The 19,016-nt window shown below is 64.2% G+C and carries 16 protein-coding genes and 1 other RNA gene; 4 read left to right on the top strand and 13 right to left on the bottom strand.

Features of this window, described 5'->3' with window-relative positions; translation table 11 throughout:
• Positions 1–288 precede the first annotated feature (288 nt).
• Entirely contained in the window at positions 289–1,659 is a 1,371-nt protein-coding gene (locus ABQZ00_RS04280; protein WP_323537495.1) for an NTP/NDP exchange transporter, read from the bottom strand.
• Between the two features lie 331 nt (positions 1,660–1,990).
• Between ABQZ00_RS04280 and ABQZ00_RS04275 the strand changes: the two genes are divergently transcribed.
• Positions 1,991–3,370, top strand: coding sequence for a serine hydrolase domain-containing protein (locus ABQZ00_RS04275; protein ID WP_115513566.1), 1,380 nt, complete (start codon positions 1,991–1,993; stop codon positions 3,368–3,370).
• A gap of 453 nt (positions 3,371–3,823) precedes the next feature.
• Here ABQZ00_RS04275 and ABQZ00_RS04270 read toward each other — a convergent pair.
• From ABQZ00_RS04270 to nudE, 11 genes are all read right to left on the bottom strand, one after another.
• Positions 3,824–3,902, bottom strand: a non-coding RNA gene (locus ABQZ00_RS04270) — sX9 sRNA.
• Between the two features lie 533 nt (positions 3,903–4,435).
• Positions 4,436–4,915 (bottom strand): hypothetical protein, encoded by a 480-nt coding sequence (locus tag ABQZ00_RS04265; protein WP_323537496.1) that lies wholly within the window; start codon positions 4,913–4,915, stop codon positions 4,436–4,438.
• A complete protein-coding gene (locus ABQZ00_RS04260; RefSeq protein WP_323537497.1) occupies positions 4,905–5,495 on the bottom strand; it encodes a hypothetical protein in 591 nt (196 codons plus the stop codon). The genes ABQZ00_RS04265 and ABQZ00_RS04260 overlap by 11 nt, the downstream gene beginning before the upstream one ends.
• A 410-nt stretch (positions 5,496–5,905) precedes the next feature.
• Positions 5,906–6,301, bottom strand: coding sequence for a glycine cleavage system protein GcvH (gcvH, locus tag ABQZ00_RS04255; RefSeq protein WP_055849316.1), 396 nt, complete (start codon positions 6,299–6,301; stop codon positions 5,906–5,908).
• A 138-nt stretch (positions 6,302–6,439) separates the two neighbouring features.
• Entirely contained in the window at positions 6,440–7,549 is a 1,110-nt protein-coding gene (gene gcvT / locus ABQZ00_RS04250) for a glycine cleavage system aminomethyltransferase GcvT (protein ID WP_323537498.1), read from the bottom strand.
• A gap of 160 nt (positions 7,550–7,709) precedes the next feature.
• Positions 7,710–8,144, bottom strand: a complete 435-nt coding sequence (locus ABQZ00_RS04245) for an NfeD family protein (protein WP_115528625.1) — start codon at positions 8,142–8,144, stop codon at positions 7,710–7,712.
• A 3-nt stretch (positions 8,145–8,147) separates the two neighbouring features.
• Entirely contained in the window at positions 8,148–9,113 is a 966-nt protein-coding gene (locus ABQZ00_RS04240) for an SPFH domain-containing protein (RefSeq protein WP_055850368.1), read from the bottom strand.
• A 156-nt stretch (positions 9,114–9,269) separates the two neighbouring features.
• The gene (locus ABQZ00_RS04235; protein WP_115554330.1) at positions 9,270–9,605 is read right to left on the bottom strand and encodes a YnfA family protein; all 336 of its coding nucleotides are present in this window, start codon (positions 9,603–9,605) and stop codon (positions 9,270–9,272) included.
• Complete coding sequence (gene mazG, locus ABQZ00_RS04230) at positions 9,602–10,456, bottom strand: nucleoside triphosphate pyrophosphohydrolase (RefSeq protein ID WP_323537499.1); 855 nt, start codon at positions 10,454–10,456, stop codon at positions 9,602–9,604. The genes ABQZ00_RS04235 and mazG overlap by 4 nt, the downstream gene beginning before the upstream one ends.
• A gap of 179 nt (positions 10,457–10,635) precedes the next feature.
• Positions 10,636–11,436, bottom strand: coding sequence for a 3'(2'),5'-bisphosphate nucleotidase CysQ (gene cysQ / locus ABQZ00_RS04225; protein ID WP_115513572.1), 801 nt, complete (start codon positions 11,434–11,436; stop codon positions 10,636–10,638).
• Positions 11,433–11,981 carry an ADP compounds hydrolase NudE gene (gene nudE, locus ABQZ00_RS04220; RefSeq protein ID WP_055849296.1) on the bottom strand — a complete coding sequence of 183 codons (549 nt, stop codon included), beginning with the start codon at positions 11,979–11,981 and terminating at the stop codon, positions 11,433–11,435. The genes cysQ and nudE overlap by 4 nt, the downstream gene beginning before the upstream one ends.
• 41 nt (positions 11,982–12,022) lie before the next feature.
• Here nudE and bioA point away from each other — a divergent pair, with 41 nt between their 5' ends.
• Together bioA and ABQZ00_RS04210 are read left to right on the top strand one after the other, a co-directional pair.
• Entirely contained in the window at positions 12,023–13,441 is a 1,419-nt protein-coding gene (bioA, locus tag ABQZ00_RS04215) for an adenosylmethionine--8-amino-7-oxononanoate transaminase (protein ID WP_323537500.1), read from the top strand.
• Positions 13,432–14,166 (top strand): 16S rRNA (uracil(1498)-N(3))-methyltransferase, encoded by a 735-nt coding sequence (locus ABQZ00_RS04210; RefSeq protein WP_323537501.1) that lies wholly within the window; start codon positions 13,432–13,434, stop codon positions 14,164–14,166. Before bioA ends, ABQZ00_RS04210 begins: the two co-directional genes overlap by 10 nt.
• Positions 14,167–14,500: 334 nt before the next feature.
• Here the strand turns inward: ABQZ00_RS04210 and ABQZ00_RS04205 are convergent, their stop codons facing one another.
• Positions 14,501–15,499 (bottom strand): glucokinase family protein, encoded by a 999-nt coding sequence (locus tag ABQZ00_RS04205; RefSeq protein ID WP_323537901.1) that lies wholly within the window; start codon positions 15,497–15,499, stop codon positions 14,501–14,503.
• A 719-nt stretch (positions 15,500–16,218) separates the two neighbouring features.
• Here ABQZ00_RS04205 and ABQZ00_RS04200 point away from each other — a divergent pair.
• Positions 16,219–18,882 (top strand): TonB-dependent receptor, encoded by a 2,664-nt coding sequence (locus tag ABQZ00_RS04200; protein WP_323537502.1) that lies wholly within the window; start codon positions 16,219–16,221, stop codon positions 18,880–18,882.
• The last annotated feature ends 134 nt before the right edge of the window (positions 18,883–19,016 follow it).

Genomic DNA, 19,016 nt, shown 5'->3' with positions numbered 1-19,016 from the left:
AGCATAGCCGCGATGCCGCTCCGGCTGTCTGGCAACACGCACAGAGATCGTGACTTGAACGAGATGACGTCACCAGCGCAGCACTGGCCCACGCGTGATGATCGATGTCGCATGCTGATTGTCATCCGCTGGCTGCGGAGTGCGCGCTTGTGCGGGATAGACGCCCCGTACAAGCGCTACCACGCGTCATTACCTGGCCGCCCGACTATGCGCGCGCCATCGCTCCATGGATGTTCCGGCAAGGCCGCCCTGCGTAGCGACAACACAGCTGAAAGCACGTGACGCGTGTCAGCCCTGCGACTCCGCTGCGCGCCCGTCCGCCACACCATCGCGCTCTGCAGGCAACTTGCGTGCTTCGCGCAGCAGGCCGAACGTGCCTAGTGTCATGCCCACCGCCGCCAATAGACCAACCCCGAACACCGCGGTGGACCCCAAGCCCGATACCAGCTTGTGGATCCACACAAAGCTCAAGTCGCCGCCGCGATAGACCACCGTGTCGATCGCCGCACCGGCCTTGTAGCGCCATTCACGGCTGACTCGCGTGTATAAGGTTTCGCGCGCCGGCTTGGCCAGTGCAAACTCACTGGAGCGCGTGATCACCTGCACGATGGCGATCATCAGCGGCAATGGCGAGGCTGCCAGCAGCGCGTACCCCAAGGTGATGGCCACCCCCGGAATCAGCAGCGCCGGTGCGATGCCGAAGCGCGACAACAGCGCGCGCGTCACCAGCAATTGCAGCACCAGTGCGAGCGCGTTGACCGCCAGGTCGATACTGGCGTAGTACGCGGTGCTGGCCGCCGCATCGGTATAGAGCCGCCGTACCAGCGCCGCCTGCTCGTTGTAGAGCAAGGTGCCCACGCCCACGCCGAATAACGTCATCAACGCCAGCCAGCGCAGCAACGGCTCGCGCACGATCAGCTTGAGGCCGCCCAGCACGTCGCCGCCCATCGGCACCTCGCCGGAGTCCAGTTGACGCTCCTGCTCGCGCGCCACCGCCCACAGGCGCAGACGCAGCACACACACCACGCAGACCGTCAGGAACCCGGCCGACACCAGCATCAGGTGCGCAATGCCGATGCGCTCGACCAAGGTGCGAGTGAGGATCGGCCCGAGAAACGCGCCCAGGGTGCCGGCCGCGCCGATATAGCCGTAGTAGTTGCGCGCTTCGGCATTGCTGAAGACATCGGCCATGAAGCTCCAGAACACCGCCACGGCAAACAGGTTGAACACCGTCAGCCACAAAAAGAACGCCATCCCGCGCCCTGGCACGCCGCTGTCGAACAGCACGTAGAACAGCAGCAGGGTCGCAATGAAGAACCCGTAGACCAGCGGCAGGAACACGCGCCGCGGATAGCGGCTGACCACCGCGCCGTACACCGGCTGCAGTAGCAGCATGATCAGGAAGGTGCAGGTAAACAGCACCTGCAAGGTGAAGTCCTTGAGCGGCATGCCGTGCGCGGCAAAGAAGCCGATCATGCCGGCCGGAAACAACGCGGCCACATCCGACGATGCACCCATCGCCTCGCGCACCGGACGCAGCACGTAGTAACCGCTGAGCAGGCAGAAGAAATACAGGAACGACCACGCCAGCGGTGGCGAACTGCGCAGCGCAGCGCCCAGGCGGCCAGCCGCCGAGCGCGGGGAAGAGGGACGGGTCATGGCGTCAACATCGCCCGTGCGAACGAGCCCGACAACAAGAACATGGCGGCGGCGGCACCTGACGAAGTAGCGCGCAAGTTAGCCGATGCGGCGCAGCACCACCAGCGGCGGAGGCAGGACGCTGCGACGCGCACGTGGGCTGCCCCGGCACGGCACTTGCAACCCGCTTCGCATGCACCTTGCGTGGCGTCGCCACGGCCCTGAGCAGCCCGATTTCTGAACCAAAATCGTCAATAGGATCAATATGATGCCCATTCATCTTCCGGCAGTTTGTGCTATTGCGAAGCGCGGGGCTAGAATCGCTCCAAGCAGTGGAACAGGCGGGACAACCATGACAGTAATGCGCAGGCGCCGACGGTTCCGTCCGTTGGCCATCGGGCTGCTCGGGGCGTTATTGCCTCTGGCCCTCTCTTCCACGGCACAGACGCCCGCGCCCACCGCTTACGCGCTGCAGCCGGCGACCGTCGCGCAGTCGCCCACCGCCCCGCTTCCGTATCGCACCTCGTTGCCGGCCAGCAGCGTGTTGGCGCCGGCCGCCGGCTTCGACGTGGCGGCATTCGAATCGATGGCCGATCAGTTGACCTACGGCAACCGCGTGCCCGGCATGGCGATGGCCATCGTGCAGGGCGGCAAGGTGCTCAGCGCGCGCGGCTATGGCGTCACCGACGTCAATCACCCGCAACCGGTCGATGCGCATACCGTGTTCCGCCTGGCGTCGCTGTCCAAGGCCTTCGCCGGCACCATGGCTGGCCTGCTGGTCAACGATGGCGTGTTGCGTTGGGACAGCAAGGTGGTCGACTACGTGCCCGGCTTCCAGCTGAGCGACAACGTCGCCACCCGGCAGCTCACCGTCGCCGAGGTGCTCAGTCATCGCGTCGGCCTGACCCGCAATGCCTACGATCGCGACATCGAATCCAACGTCGACTATTACTCGCTGAGCCACAAGCTGGCCGCCGCGCCGCTGCGGTGCGCGCCAGGCGATTGCTATGCGTATCAGAACGTGGCCTTCAGCCTGGTCGGCGATGTGGTCTTCGCCGCCTCCGGCAGTTTTTACGAGCAATCGGTGGAGCGCCGCATCTTCAAGCCGCTCGGCATGAACGATGCCAGCATGGGTCTGGCCGGCATCCAGGCCAGTCCGCATTGGGCACGCCCGCACGTGCGCAGCCGCAACGGCTGGGTGTCGCTCACGCCCAAGCCCACTTACTACCGTCTTGCTCCTGCTGCCGGCGTCAATGCCAGCGCCAGCGACATGGCGCAATGGCTGCTCGCACATACCGGCCATCGCACCGACGTGTTGCCTGCGCCGCTGCTGGCGACATTGCACGCGCCACTGATTTCCACGCCGGGCGAAATGCGTTCGGGCTGGCGCCATGAGCGCGTGGACGCGGCCAGCTACGCGCTGGGCTGGCGCGTGTTCGACTATGCGGGCCACCAGGTGGTCTTCCATGCCGGTGCGGTGCAGGGCTACCGCGGCCTGGTCGCGTTGCTGCCCGAGCGCGACGTCGGCATCGCCATCATGTGGAATGGCGAAAGCGGCCTGCCCTCCGGCATGCTGCCGACCATTCTGGACCGCGCCCTCGGTTTGCCGACCAAGCGGTGGCTGGACATCGATGTGGACGGCGACTTCGGCAGCGAGAACATGCTGGCAGAGAAGGCCGACCCGGCTGGCAAGGGCGCGTCGTCGGGCAAGTCGGTGGCATCGCCGCGCTAAGGCGAAGCGCCGGCACCGTAGCGGTGCATGCTGAAACACAGGCGGCCTTGGCCGCCTGTGTTGTTTCTGATCGCTGGAGTCTGCGGGTGGCTTGAACGCCCTGGCGCCAGGCGTGTGCCGGGCAGCGTGCTTGGCGTGCATGGGGCGTGCTTGCCGTGCTTGCCGTGCTTGCCGTGCTCGGCGTGCTCGGCGTGCTCGGCGTGCATGAGACCACCGCTGCAACGCGATACTGCATCTGCGGCGCACTGCTGGGCTTGGTTCGTCGTCGCTGCACGTCGTCTTTGCATGTAGAGAGTGGATGCGGTTGCTGGGCAGCGGATCGACGCGAGAGGTGCAGGCGCCTTGATCACGCCTTCTTCGTGCGAAGACGCCGGCTCGCAGGCGCCGTCAGGCTGCTGCACGCGTCATTGCTGGATCCACGACACCCTGCACCACAACGTATCGGACCAAGAGCGCTAACAACACGTCGCGAACAGTCGTTGGGTGGGTGTGTGGACGGCGTACTCAGAACCGAAGTGGACGTGTGGTCCATGCGGCACCGAGCACCGGCCGCGCCCGCCTGGCGGTGAGCACAGTCGTGTTGTTAGCTGCTCTAAATCATCTGGCTGTCGCGTGGTCGGGAGACGGGCGTCGGGCAGTGCGACGGCGGCGAACTGTCATTGCATCCAGCTGACCAATGGCCCAGGGAATCGGACTGGACAAGTGGTGGCCGAACAATCCCTCGGGAACGCCGATACCGATGCCGATATCGATACGGGTTGGAAGCATCGCCGCCTCAACGCAAGTGCAGCTTTGGCTGATGCATCGGACGCGTCAATGCGTCGCGCAGCACTCTCTTTTTGAGAAGCTCTCGGCGTTGGCGTTGGCGTTGGCGGTTGGCGGTTGGCGGTTGGCGGTTGGCTACAGCTCCAGACCGTGCCAACTCGCGAACCGTGTCGCCTCGATGGCAGTCGACATTCGCCGCGCTGCATCGGACGTGGTCACGAAGCCGCGCAATAAAAAAGCTCCCTCCCCGCTGGGCGTCGGGGAGAGAGCTCGATGTTTACGGCGATCGGGTGTTGCAGATCAGATCAGCGGTGCCGGAGTTGCGGGCAGCGCGACCGGAGCGGCCTTCTTCTTGCGAGTGGCCGGCTTCTTCTTGGCGACCTTCTTCACAGCAGGCTTCTTGGTAGCAGCCTTCTTGGTGGCGGACTTCTTGGTCGCCTTCTTCGCGACTGCCTTTTTGGCAGTTTTCTTCACTGCTTTCTTGGCGGCCTTCTTGACGGCCTTTTTGGCGGCAGTCTTCTTGGTCGCCTTCTTTGCGGTCTTCTTCACTGCCTTCTTGGCGGCAGTCTTTTTGGTTGCCTTCTTGGCAGTCTTCTTCACTGCTTTCTTGGCGGTTGCCTTCTTGGCAGTCTTTTTGACGGCCTTCTTGGCAGCAGTCTTCTTCACTGCTTTCTTGGCAGTTGCCTTCTTAGCGACCTTCTTGGTCGCCTTCTTGGCGGCGGTCTTCTTCACTGCCTTTTTGGCGGTGGGTTTCTTTTTCGCAGCTTTTTTAGTGGCCATGTAATTGGCTCCTCGTCAGTGAACTATGGAGGTGAAACGCCCAGTTGAACCAAACCCCGCGTCGGCATGCCGTCGTCGGGTACCGTCCGCAGGTAATGCGCGACGGGACGGATACAGAAACACCCGCATCGAACGGCGACACGGGTGCGTAGTCGAAACGACAACTGCTTTTTTGGAGAGAAGCGGACCCGACTCCACCATTGAGTGTGCTTCGGTGGACGTCTTGAACAAGCGTGTCGGCTCGATGTCGATTCTGCTCACTCTCTTTCGCAGCAATGTCTGCTGGGCGAAACCTAATCACGCTTTTTTTTACTGTCAACACTCTTTTGCATTTTTTTTTCAGTCGACCATCGCCATGTTCGCCATCGACGTCCGGCAAACGCACCGCGCGCGGCAAGCTGGATGGGTTGGAAGCGCGCGCCCACGCAACAGCGTTAGCGAAAAAGCACTTCTTTTCCGCTGTTTTCTTCAAGCGCTCTAAATCCGCACGATGCAGGGCGCGGTAACGCTGCGACGATGCGCTGCGCGTTGCGGCATCGCTTGCCGCCTGTCCGCCAGCTGAAAATTTTTTATCCGACAACTCCGCTTCCGACGTCGTACGAGCAGAAATGCGCAAACTTATTGCGCCGTTCGATCGCCATGCAGGTGCACTTGCGCATCGCCGACAGCGTGTTGCGCAACGTCGATCGGTCATCGATGCATGTTGCGAGTGTCGAATTTTTTTCACCGAGCACACCCCAGACCCTCACGAGCGACTCACGTCAGAAATCCGACGCACCGGTATGCAGGCGGTTGTGCGGCGACAGGTCGCGCATGGATGCCTCCACGCGCATCGCCAACCGCCTTTCCAGCCTGCGAGTGTCAGCACAGTGCAGGTGGCTGCCCAACCGCCCCTCGATCTCGATCTCGAACGCACACCGCAGGCGGCGGCGCGCCAAAAAAAATGGCCGCTCTGAGAGCGGCCATCGGTGCGCAGCAGGGAAGACGGACTCAGTGGTCGTCGTCTTCGAGCAGCTCGGCGTAGTCGTCGGGCGACAGTAGATCGTTGAGCTGCTCCTTGTCGTCGAGTTCGACAACGAAGATCCAGCCCTCGCCATAGGCGTCTTCGTTGATGGTTTCCGGCTTGTCGCTCAGCGCGCCGTTGACCTCGACCACGGTGCCGCTGACCGGGCTGTAGACATCGGATGCGGCCTTGACCGACTCGACCACCGCTGCGCCGTTGCCGACCTGCACGGTGTCGCCGACGCTCGGCAGCTCGACGTAGACCAGGTCGCCCAGCAAGCCCTGCGCGTGGTCGGAAATACCGACGGTCACGCGGCCGCTGCTTTCGACACGGGCCCACTCGTGGGATTTGAGGAACTTGAGGTCGCCAGGAATCTCGCTCATGGGTGTGCTCCGGGGAAACTGGGGTTGGGGACAGGTGGTTAGTTTAGACCGCGCGACAAGACAGGTGCACGCATGTCGGTATGGCTGGGTTGCATGCGGTGACAGGAGGCCGGCCGACGGCGACCGGCGTCATGCGACTCAGTCACCAAGAACGCCGGGCTGCGCCTGACCGTCGCGCACGAACGGAAACTTCACCGCGCGCAACGGGACCTGCTTGCCGCGAATGTCCACGCGCAGGTCGTCGATGCTGCCGGCCGGCACGCGTGCGAATGCGATCGCCTTGCCGAGCGTCGGTGAGAAGGTGCCGGACAGGATCTCGCCTTCGCCGCTGACGGTGAACACGCTCTGGCCGTGGCGCAGCACGCCCTTCTCATCCATCACCACGCCGATCAGTTGACGCGGCGCGCCCTGTGCCTTTTGCGTTTCGAGCACGGCGCGACCGATGAAGTCGCGGCCTTCGTCCAGGGTGATCGTCCACGCCAACGCAGCCTCATAAGGAGTGACCGCGTCGTCCATGTCCTGCCCATAGAGATTCATGCCCGCTTCCAGACGCAAGGTATCGCGCGCACCCAGACCGGCCGGCTTGACGCCCTGCGCGAGCAACGCATTCCAGAACGCGACCGCCGCGTCCTGCGGCAACACGATTTCGAAACCGTCTTCGCCGGTGTAACCGGTGCGCGCGACAAAGAGGTCGATGCCATCGCGCGAGCGCGTCTGCAGTGCGGCGAAACGGCCGAGCTTGCTCGCTGCCGTGGCGTCGACCGGATCGACCAGTTCGATGACCTTGGCGCGTGCGTTGGGGCCCTGCACGGCGATCATCGCGAAGTCGCCGCGCTCTTCCACGCGTACCTCGAAGCGTGCGGCCTGTTCGCCGATCCACTGCAGATCCTTTTCGCGGGTAGCGGCGTTGACCACCAGACGGAAAAAATCTTCGGTCATGAAATAGACGATGAGGTCGTCGATCACCCCGCCCTGCGGATTGAGCATGCAGGTGTACAGCGCCTTGCCGGACACCTTGAGCTTGTCCACCGAGTTGGCGAGCAGGTAGCGCAGGAACTCGCGCACGCGTGCGCCGCGCAGATCGACCACAGTCATGTGACTGACGTCGAACATGCCGGCGTCGCGACGCACCTGATGGTGTTCGTCCAGCTGCGAGCCATAGTGGATCGGCATGTCCCAACCGCCGAAGTCGACCATCTTGGCGCCGAGCGCGCGATGGGTGTCGTTGAGGATGGTCTTCTGGGTCATGGGCGCCGGTCCAAGGAAAAGATGCCCATTATCGCTGCCTGGCCGTGCTTGCGGGTAACCGCGTCACTGCGCAGACGCAGCACCGGCCCAACCGTGCAATTGGGCACAAGCACGCCGCACTGCAGCAATGTGCGGCCGGGCTGCTCGCCGTGCTCGGCGATCAGCTGGTGGCTTGCACCTGCAAGGTCATGCCATCGACGCCGACGATGCGCACCGGCGCGCCGGCGGGCAGATCCGGACCACTGACCACCCAGAACGCATCGTCGACCTTGGCGCGACCGCGGCCATCGTGGATGGCTTGATCGAGCAGCACACGACGGCCAATCAACTGCTCGGCACGTTTGTTGAGCAAGGGGCGATCGCTCTGCCGCCCCTTGCCGCGGAACCAGGTGCGATAGACCTGCACCGACACAAAGCTGAGCACAACGAACGCCACAATCTGCACCAGCAGCGACATGCCCGGCAGCGCCAACACGAGCACGCAGACGGCGGCGGCGGCAATCCCCATCCACAGCAGAAACGCGCCGGGCACCAGCGTCTCTGCGGCGATCAACAGCAGCGCCAGCACCGCCCAGATCACAACGTCCCAGCGCATGACTCAGCCTCCCGCGCGCGGCGGCATCGGCGGCATGCGTACGGCTGGCGCGTCGGGCTTGCCCATCGCTTCCTTGGCCAGTTCAGCGATGCCGGCAAGCGAGCCGATGATGCCGCTGGATTCCATCGGCATCAGCACGAACTTCTGGTTGGGCGCGGTGGCCAGTGCCTTGAACGCCTCCACATACTTTTGTGCGACGAAATAATTGATTGCCTGCACGCTGCCGTTGGCGATCGCATCGGACACCACCTGGGTGGCGCGGGCTTCGGCCTCGGCCAGACGCTCGCGCGCCTCGGCGTCGCGGAAGGCGGCTTCCTTGCGGCCTTCGGCTTCGAGCACGGCCGCCTGCTTCTCGCCCTCGGCGCGCAGGATCTCCGATTGACGCGAGCCTTCGGCTTCCAGAATCTGCGCGCGCTTTTCGCGCTCGGCCTTCATCTGCCGCGCCATCGAGTCGATCAGATCGCGTGGCGGCTGGATGTCGCGAATTTCGATTCGCGTGACCTTGATGCCCCATGGGTTGGTGGCCTGGTCCACCACGCTCAGCAACTGCGCATTGATGGTTTCGCGCTGGCTCAGCGATTCGTCCAGATCCATCGAACCGATCACGGTACGGATATTGGTTTGCACCAGCGCGATGCTGGCGATCTCCAGATTTGAGACTTCATAGGCGGCCTTGGCGGCATCCAGCACCTGGAAGAACACCACACCGTCCACGCGTACCACCGCGTTGTCCTTGGTGATGACGTCCTGGCTGGGCACGTCCAGCACCTGTTCCATCATGTTGATCTTGCGGCCCACGCCGTAGACCACCGGCACCAGAAAGTGCAGACCCGGACTCAGGGTGTGTGTGTAGCGGCCAAAGCGCTCCACCGTCCACTGAAATCCCTGCGGCACCATGCGCACGGTCTTGAACAACACGATGACGCCAGCAACCAGAACGGCCATGGCCAAAAACGAAGTCGGAAACATGTGCATCCCCTTGCATATGACGAGTCAATCCTTGCAGCAGTATGCACCCGCGCTACCCGTCGCCGGCTTGGGGATGCGGTGCAGGAATGCGCTCGCGACCATTGCCGCGTCGGGCAGCAAGCGCCTCGGCGCACGCGGATCACACGACCGCCAGGCTCAGACGTTGCGCGGCGCGAACATGATGACGGCCATGCCGAGCAGACAGCAGGCGGCGCCGAGCAGATCCCATCGCGTCGGAGTGATGCGGTCCACCCACCACAACCACAGCAAGGCACTGGCGATATAGACCCCGCCATAGGCGGCATACACGCGTCCGCTGGCAGTCGGATGCAGACTCAACAGCCACACGAAGATCGCAAGGCTCAGCGCGCTGGGCAGCAGCAGCCACACGCTGCCGCCTTTGCGTAGCCATAGATAAGGAAGGTAGCAGCCGACCAGTTCGGCCACGGCGGTGGCGACGAACAGCAACAGTGTGGTCAGCGCGGCGCTCATGCGCCGGGCACGGCGCCGGCATCCGGCACCGCGGCGGCGGATTCGTCGCGCTTGACCTGTTGCCACAGCGCTTCCTGCGCGTCCAGCGACAACCCATCCAGGGTGGTGCCCTGCGCGTGCGCCTGCGCTTCCATCGCACGGAAGCGCCGTTCGAATTTCAGATTGGCATGCCGGAGCGCGGCGCCTACATCGACCTTGGCGTGTCGCGCGAGATTGGCGCAGACAAACAGCACATCGCCCAGTTCGTCTTCGAGGCGCGCCTGATTGTCGGCCACCGGGCCGCGGGCGAATTCCACCCGCAGCTCCTCGATTTCTTCCTGCAATTTTTCCAGCACCGGCGCTGGGCCAGGCCAGTCGAAGCCCACCCGCGCCGCGCGCGACTGCAACTTGGTGGACCGCTGCCACTCGGGCAGCCCGCGCGCGATGCCGGCCAGTGCAGAGTCGTCCTGGTGTCCCGCGGCGCGGCGTTCTTCGCGTTTGATCTGGTCCCAGTTGGCGCTCACCGCCTGCGCATCGTCCGCCGTTTGCGCCGCGAACACATGCGGGTGCCGGCGCACCAGCTTGTCGCTGAGTGTGGCGACCACATCGGCAAAGTCGAACGCGCCCTGTTCGGACGCCATCTGCGCATGGAAGACCACCTGCAGCAGCAGGTCGCCCAACTCGTCGCGCAGCCCGGGCAGGTCGTTGCGATCGATCGCGTCGGCGACCTCGTAGGCTTCTTCGATGGTGTACGGCGCGATGGTGGCGAAGCTCTGCTCCACATCCCAGGGGCAACCGTGCTCACGGTCGCGCAGGCGCGCCATCAACTGCAGCAGGCCGTGGATATCGCCGGTGGGCGGAGTCTGGAGCATGGTGTGTTCCTGGAGCGATGTTGGAAGGCGCATCCGCGGCGAGAGCGCTGACGCAGTGCGGCATTGCGCGTGGCAGCAACTCCGACGCGCGATGCCGCCGCAGTGTACCGGTCAGCCAATCAGGACCTTGCGCATCCGCGTTGCCTGGCGTGCGACATGCGCACGGCAGGCGGGCATGCTCAGGCCAGCCAATCGCGCCAAGGCAGATTGGGATCGCCCAGCGCGATGAAGTCGCCATTGAGCAAGGTGTCGCGGCGGTTGTAGCGGAACGGCTTGCCGGAACCGCCGGCCAGCAGCACACCGCCGGCGGCGTGCAACACGCATTGGCCGGCCGCGGTGTCCCATTCGGAGGTGGGGCCGAAGCGCGGATAGACATCCAGGTCGCCTTCGGCGATGCGGCAGAACTTCAACGACGAGCCTTGCGCCACCACGTCGATCTCCCCCATGCGCTCCAGCGCGGCCGCAGTGCGCGCGTCGCGATGCGAGCGGCTGGCAGCGACCCGCAAGGGTGTGGCGGCCGGTGTGCGGGTGTGCAGCATCTCGTCGCGGTCGCCGTCGCGGCGGAACGCGTTCTCGCCGCGTGCGGCGTACCAGACCCGGCCATCGACCGGTGCCTGCACCACGCCCAACACCGGCGCGCCCATGTGGATGAGGGCGATGTTGACGCTGAACTCGCCGTTGCGCTTGACGAACTCGCGGGTGCCATCCAGCGGATCGACCAGCCAGTAGCTGGTCCAGTACTGCCGCTCTTCCCAAGCCACGTGCGCGGATTCTTCCGACAGCACCGGCACATCGGGCGTGACCCGGCGCAGACCGTCGACGATGACGCGATTGGCGGCAAGGTCGGCCTGGGTCAACGGACTGGCATCGTCCTTGATCTCGACCGCGAAGTCCTGCGCGTACACCTGCATGATGGCCTCACCCGCTTCGCGGGCAATAGCGATCACGGTTTCGCGCAGCTCCATCGGGATACGGATCATGGGTTGCGCTCCAGCCACTCGCGCGCAATGAACAGGGCGGCCAGCGAGCGGCCTTCGGAGAAATCGTCGCGCAGCATCAATTCGTCCAGACGAGCGATCGGCCAGGGCACCACTTCCATCTCTTCCGGCTCATCGCCGACCAGGCGCTCGGGGTAGAGGTCGCGCGCCAGCACCAACCAGGATTGGTGACTCATATAAGTAGGAGCGAGCGTCATCGCGCGCAGCACCTGAACCTGGCGCGCGCCGTAGCCGGCTTCTTCCTTGAGCTCGCGGTCGGCCGCCTGCTCCGGCGTCTCGCCGGCATCGATGCGCCCCTTGACCAGACCCAGCTCGTAGCGGTGCACGCCGGCGGCGTACTCGCGCACCAGCAACACGGTGGTCGCGTCGAGCATCGGCACCACGACCACGGCACCGTGGCCCTGGCTGAGTTGCCGTTCGTAGAGGCGGCGCTGCCCGTTGGAAAACTCCAGATCCAGTTGCTGGCGACGGAACGGCCCGTCGCCAAGATCGGTGATCTTGTGGATGGTCGGCAGACGCGGGCTCATGCGTGGCACGCAGCCGCGGAGCGGACCGATAGAATAGGCAGATGCATCGACATGTTCATGAGCCCGAAATCCTAGCAGACCCTGCAGCCTCCGAAGCTGCCGAACATTGGCGGCAACGCGATCTTGCGGTGCTGTGGCACCCGTGCACGCAGATGCGCGAGCATCCGCACACGCTTCCGCTGGTCCCCATCGCCGGTGGCCAGGGTGCGTGGCTGATCGGTCATGATGGCCGCCGCTACCTGGACGCGGTCAGCAGCTGGTGGACCAACCTGTTCGGCCATGCCGAGCCGCGTATCGGCGCGGCCATCGCGCAGCAGGCCGGCACCCTGGAGCAAGTGATGCTGGCCGGCTTCACCCACGCGCCGGCAGTGCAGCTGGCCGAGCGCCTGCTAGCGATTGCGCCGCGCCAGCCCGACCGCCCACCGCTGTCCAAGGTGTTCTATGCCGACAACGGCTCGGCCGGCGTCGAAGTGGCCTTGAAGATGGCCTTCCATTATTTCCACAACCGTGGCGAGCATCGCCGCACGCGTTTCATCGCATTGGAAAACGGGTATCACGGCGAAACCATCGGCGCACTGTCGGTCGGCGACATCCCGTTGTATCGGCGCGTGTATGCACCGCTGTTGTTGCAATCGCTGTTTGCACCGTCGCCCGACGCCTACCTGGCCGAGCCGGGCCAAAGCGCGGAAGACTATGCACTGCAGGCGGCCGATGCACTGCAGGCACTGTTCGAACAGTCGCCCGGCGAAATCTGCGCGCTGATTCTGGAGCCACGTGTGCAATGCGCCGGCGGCATGCGCATGTATCACCCGGCGTATTTGCGCCGTGCGCGCGCATTGTGCGATGCGCATGGCGTATTCCTGATCGCCGACGAGATCGCCACCGGCTTCGGACGCACCGGCACCCTGTTCGCCTGCGAACAGGCCGGCGTGATGCCCGATCTGCTGTGCTTGTCCAAGGGACTGACTGGCGGCTTCCTGCCGCTGTCGGCGGTGCTGGCCACGCAGCAGTTGTACGACGCGTTTCTGGACGATTCGCGCGAACGCGCGTTTCTGCATTCGCACAGCTATACCGGCAACCCACTGGCGTGCGCGGCGGCATTGGCGACGTTGCAGATCTTCGCGGACGACGACGTGATTGCGCGTAACCAGCACACCGCCGCGCGCATGAGCGCCCTCGCTGCGCAGATCGGCGAGCACAGCGCGGTGGCGGACGTGCGCCAGGCCGGCATGATCGTGGCCTTCGAGTTGACTAAGGGCGGCGACAAACGCACCCCATTCCCCGCCGCAGCACGGGTTGGATTGAAGGCGTATCGCGCGGCGCTGGAACGCGGCGTGGTGCTGCGCCCGCTGGGCGACGTGCTGTACTGGATGCCGCCGTATTGTGTGGATGAGGCGCAACTGGCCTTGCTTGCCGCGACCACCCGTTACGCCATCGACGAGGCCGTCGCATGCGCCTGACCCGGTCCCATGTTGCGTTGCCGCTGCAGTGCGACCAGGAAGTGACCCTGCCCGAAGAGTCCGCCAATCATCTGCTGCGCGTGTTGCGCTTGCGCGAGGGCGATGCCTGCATCCTGTTCAACGGCGATGGCAGCGACTACCACGCGCGCATCACCGTGGCTGGCAAGCGCGAAGCGCGTGCGCTGGTCGAGCGTGCGGAAGCGCTGTCCAACGAATCGCCTTTACGCATCACGCTGCTCCAGGGCATCGCGCGCGGCGAAAAAATGGACCTGATCCTGCAGAAAGCCACCGAGTTGGGCGTGGCCGCCATCGTGCCGGTCAACGCCGAGCGCACCGAGGTCAAGCTCGATGCAGCGCGCATGGAAAAACGCGTCGCGCATTGGCGCAGCGTGGTGGTGTCGGCCTGCGAACAATCCGGCCGCGCACGCGTGCCGACCGTCGCCGCGCCGCAGGGCTTGCAAGAGGCCGCGCAGGCCAGCGACCCGCAGGCGCGACGGCTGACCCTGGACCCGCAGGGCGAGCATCGCCTGTCCACCCTGAGTGCCGATGTCGAGCAGGGGCTCATCGTGGCAATCGGGCCGGAAGGCGGCTGGTCGCCACGCGACCGCGCCACGCTCGCCGCTGCCGGTTTCACCGGCCTGCAATTAGGCCCGCGCATCCTGCGCACCGAGACCGCCGGCCTGGCCGCCATCGCGGCATTGCAGGCGCGGTTCGGGGACCTGTAGGTTCGAGGACGTGTAGGACATCGCGGTTGCTGACGCGGAGTGCGGGTAGTGTCGCGCCTCGTGTGACCGGACGATTGGCGACCCCGCACGGTGGCGGGCAACCCACGTAGGAGCGCACCCGGGCGCGATGGCGTTATCGGTAGCGCCCTTTCGCGCCCAGGTGCGCTCCTACGGAATGCTGCGATGCGATTGCCGATAGGCCCGATACAGCACAGTTGGAATTACTGCAAAGACGCACGAAGCCCGACAAATGTGTAGGAGCGCACCCGGGCGCGAGAAGCGTCACCGGTAACGCCCTATCGCGCCCAAGTGCGCCCCTACGGTGTGCCGTGCGTCAGCGGCCGTGCTGCAAAAACCAGCTGGCCGCGCCGATGACGCCGAGCTGGCCGTGTTCGACGATGCTGACCGGCACCTGCTCCAGGGCAGGACGCAGCGTGCCCTTGTCGAGCAAGCGGGCGGTGAAGTCGCTGGCGGCAATGAACTCGGCAATCTGCGGCAGGAATCCTCCGGCCAGATAGACACCGCTGCGGATGCCGTAAAGCAGCATCATGTCGCCGACCACGCTACCCATGAACCCGCAGAACGCCTGCAACGCATCGCGCGCGAGCACGTCGTTACCGGCCAATGCGGCGGCGGTGACATCGGCCGGGCCTTGATGCACGGCAGGCTCGCCACGCAGCGCGGCCAATGCGGTGTAGAGGTTCAACAGGCCAGGACCGGACAACAAGGTTTCGGTGCCCACATGCGTGCGCGTGCGACGCAGTTCCTGCAGCAAGGCCACTTCCAGATCGCTGGCGGCGGCAAGCGCGGCGTGGCCGGCTTCGGTCGGCAGCACCATCGGGTGGGCGCCGTTGGGAATCCACACCGCCGCACCCAGCCCGGTTCCTGGACCGAGCACCAGCGCCGGGCCGGGCGCGCCCTGAGCGGGGCCGGACAGCTGCATGACCTGATTGCCGGTCATGTAATTGGCCGCGTAGGCGACCGCTTCGAAATCGTTGACCAGATGCAGCGCCTGCATGCCGAGCTGGCGGCGAATCTGTTCCGGCGCCAGCACCCACGGCAGGTTCGCGGTGATCACGCTACCGTCTTCCAGCGCATAACCGGCACTGGCGATCACGCCGCGCCGCACTGGCGCGCATCCCATCTCGGCAAAGAACGCGGACATGATCTCGGCCAGGCCCGGATAATCGGCGCAGCGGTACTTGCGATACTCCAGCACGGTGACCGGCTTGCGCATATCGGTGCTTGCGCAGACCAGCGCCAGGCGCACATGCGTCCCTCCCACGTCTGCGGCAACGAAGGTGTCGGGGCGCGGAAAGGCCACCGCTTCCATTGGGCTGCTTGCGCTCACGCATTCTCCTGATAAGTGGCAGCGGGCTGGCGTCATGTCCCGTTGTCCGACGAACGGCAGCGGGTAGACAACGTTGTCAGTAATCGCCCTGTAACGCAACCGTGGCGGCGACGATCAGGGCATTCTCCCGCACCGCCCATCATCCACGAAAAATCCGCATGCATCACGGAGATTTCTGCATAAAAACCGCGCATGTGCCAGTGAAACACCGTCCAGCCATAGAAGCCGCCAATTGCGGGTTGGTGACGGAATCCCGCATGTGCGCACGCTCTCAGCAACTTCGACGATCACGTCGCAAAAAATGCTGCATTGCAGCGCAATCGCAAGCGCTTCAGAGATCTGTGACGATGTGTTGACAACGCTGTCAACGCTACGCGAGACTCGATCCAAATCGGGGTTCTGGCAGGAGGGGCCAGCAACTGTTCGGTACTGAAGAACGGCGCTTCCCTCGCCTGCCACGCCAGATTCGTGAGTGGCGCGTCATCCGACGTTCGACTCGCCGATGTCGCATTCGCTCCACCGCTTCACCACACGGGGGACACCTCCTCTACCACGCGCATCGACGCCACCTGCTGCCATTGCGGAGCACGGAGTGCGATCACCGCGATCGGTCAGGGCGTGTTGTTTTGCCGGCCACGCCGAGCGCGTTGTGCCCACTACGGGCCATGCGTACTCACAGCACTAACCAATGAGGTTTAGCCATGCACAGCCGCACCACGACGTTAGCACTCTGTATCACCGCCGCTCTGTACTGCTCCGGCTCTGCAATGGCTGCCGGACAAGAACAACAAGCCCCGGCTGGCGCCACGCCGTCGGCCACCACCGAGCTGGACACCATCACCGTCACCGGCTACCGCGCGTCGCTGGAGAAGAGCCAGGCGGTCAAGCGCTCGGCCAACTCCATCGTCGATGCGATCAGCGCCGAAGATATCGGCAAGTTCCCGGACATCAATGCGGCCGAATCGCTGTCGCACCTGCCGGGCATCAGCGTCGACCGCCAGTTCGGCGAAGGCGAAAAGGTCAGCATTAACGGCACCGACCCGGCGTTGAACCGCGTGCTGCTCAACGGCCAGACCATCGCCTCGGGCGACTGGGGCGGCAACCCCACCGACACCAGCGGCCGTACATTCAACTACACCCTGCTGTCGCCGGAAATCATCGGTCTGATGGAGGTCTACAAGACCCCTGAAGCGCGCATCGATGAAGGCTCGATCGGCGGCACCGTGATCGTGCACACCCGCAAGCCGCTGGACCTGCCCAAGAACACCATTCGCGGCTCGGTCGGCTACAACTACAACGACCGTTCCGAAGAAGGCAATCCGCGCGGTTCGGCGCTGTGGAGCTGGAAGAACGACGACGAAACCTTCGGCGCGCTGATCTCCGCCACGCACGACAAGCAGGACCTGGCACGTGCCGGTATCGAGTACTTCGGCTACACCACCGGTGCCAACATTCCTGCCAGCGCGACCATCACCGGCGACGGCAGCGATGTCGCCACCGCACGTGTGCCGGCCGGCATCAACAGCGCCTTCTTCCAGCAGACCCGCGAACGTAGCGGCGTGCAGGGCGCATTGCAGTGGAAGCCGAACGAGCAGAACGAATTCAACCTGACCGGCCTGTACATCAAGGGCAAGTACAACAACTTCAGCGAATCGCGTTACGTGTGCCCGGCCTGCAATAACGACCTGCAGAAGGTCACCAGCGCCAATGTGCAAAATGGCGTGGTCAGCTCGGCGACCTTCGGCGATGGTGCCGCGGGGCAGCCGTACGCACAGCTGGATGCGAACTACCGCGAAAGCACCGTCACCACCAAGAGCCTGAACCTGCGTCACGACTGGTCCGGTGAAAAGTGGGTGTTCACCACCCAGGTCGGCAACACCGAAGCGACCGGCGGCAAGAACCCCGAATACCTGATGAAGTTCCTGATGGCCGATGGCGGCTACAACTACGCCTTCGACGGTAAGAACACCGCAGTGAATTACGACAACGGCGGTGCGGCCAACTGGACGTTGCCCGGTTCGCCGGCAGGCCTCGCTCCGGGTTCGCAGGATTCCAGCGCCATGCAGGCGGGCGGCATCTTCTATCAGAAGAGCAAGGACGAAGAGAAGTACTTCCAGTGGGATGCCGCACGCGACCTGGAACTGGGCCCGTTCACCAAGCTGCTGTTCGGCTACAAGTACATCAACCACAACAACGGTGTGGAAGCGCGCGGCAACCGCATCAACACCACCGATGCGATTTCGCTGACCCAGTTCAATCCGGGCACCACCCCGACCGGTCTGTACGACGGCCTGGGCGCCAGCGGCGACCTGACCACCTGGCCGACCGCCAGCCTGAATTCGGTGCGCAACTATCTGCTGTCGCAACCGCAGGGTCCGTACCGCACCGACTTCGGCTCCTCGTTCGACGTGAAGGAAATCACTCAGAATTTCTACACGCAGTTGAACTATGAAACCGGCAAGTGGCGCGGCAACGTCGGCGTGCGTCTGGTCGACACCACCGACAAGTCCGAGTACTGGCAGAGCCAGGACGGCGGCAACACCTTCAACCGTGTCGCCGAAACCAACGACTATCGCAAGGCGCTGCCGAGCTTCAATATCGCCTACGACATCAACGACGACACCGTGCTGCGCTTCTCTGCAGCCAAGGTCATCGCACGTCCGCGTTACGCCGATCTGGCCGGCTCGTTCACCATCAACAGCGGCAACGGTAACCTGACCGCCAACGGTGGCAACCCGGATCTGAAGCCGTACGAGTCCACCAACTACGATCTGGCCGCCGAGTGGTATTTCGCTCCGTCCAGCATGTTGTCCGGTGAAGTGTTCTATCGCGACATCAGCTCCTACATCGTCAACACCACGGTCAGCCAGCAGCTGAATCCGGCACCGCCGGCGGTCTCGGGCATCTACCAGGTGACCACGCCGGTCAACGTGTCCGATGCCAAGGTCAAGGGCGCATCGGTGAACTACCAGCAGTCGCTGGGTCTGGGCTTCGGTCTGCAGGCGAACTACACCTTTGCCGAATCCGATTCCAGCTCCGGCTTGAACCTGCCCTACCTGTCGCGCGATACCTACAACATCATCCCGTATTGGGAGCACGGCGACTGGATGGTGCGTGTGAACTACAGCTACCGTTCGAAGTACTTCACCCAGATCGGCCGCCTGTCCTCGCAGGATTTCGCAGACAGCTACAAGCAGCTGGATTTGACCGCCTCGTATCAGATCACCGATTACATGGGCATCACCTTCGGCGCGACCAATCTGCTGGATTCCACCTATCGGCTTTTCAGCAACACCCGGTCGACCCCCACGGCGTTCTACAAGAACGGCCGCGGCTATCAGGCCCAGCTCAACTTCAAGTTCTGATGTAGCACCGGCGCGCCACCGACCCTCCACGGTGGCGCGCTTTTTTTTGACCTGTGCGTTGCATGCAGCGCACAGGTCGATGTTGTACCAAGGAGTGGTACTGGCCACGCCCCTTCGCGGTTGAGGGAGCATGG

This window comes from Xanthomonas sp. WHRI 10204 (assembly GCF_040202875.1).
In the GTDB taxonomy this organism is placed as follows: Bacteria; Pseudomonadota; Gammaproteobacteria; order Xanthomonadales; family Xanthomonadaceae; genus Xanthomonas.
This window is presented reverse-complemented; position numbering and strand designations above follow the sequence as displayed.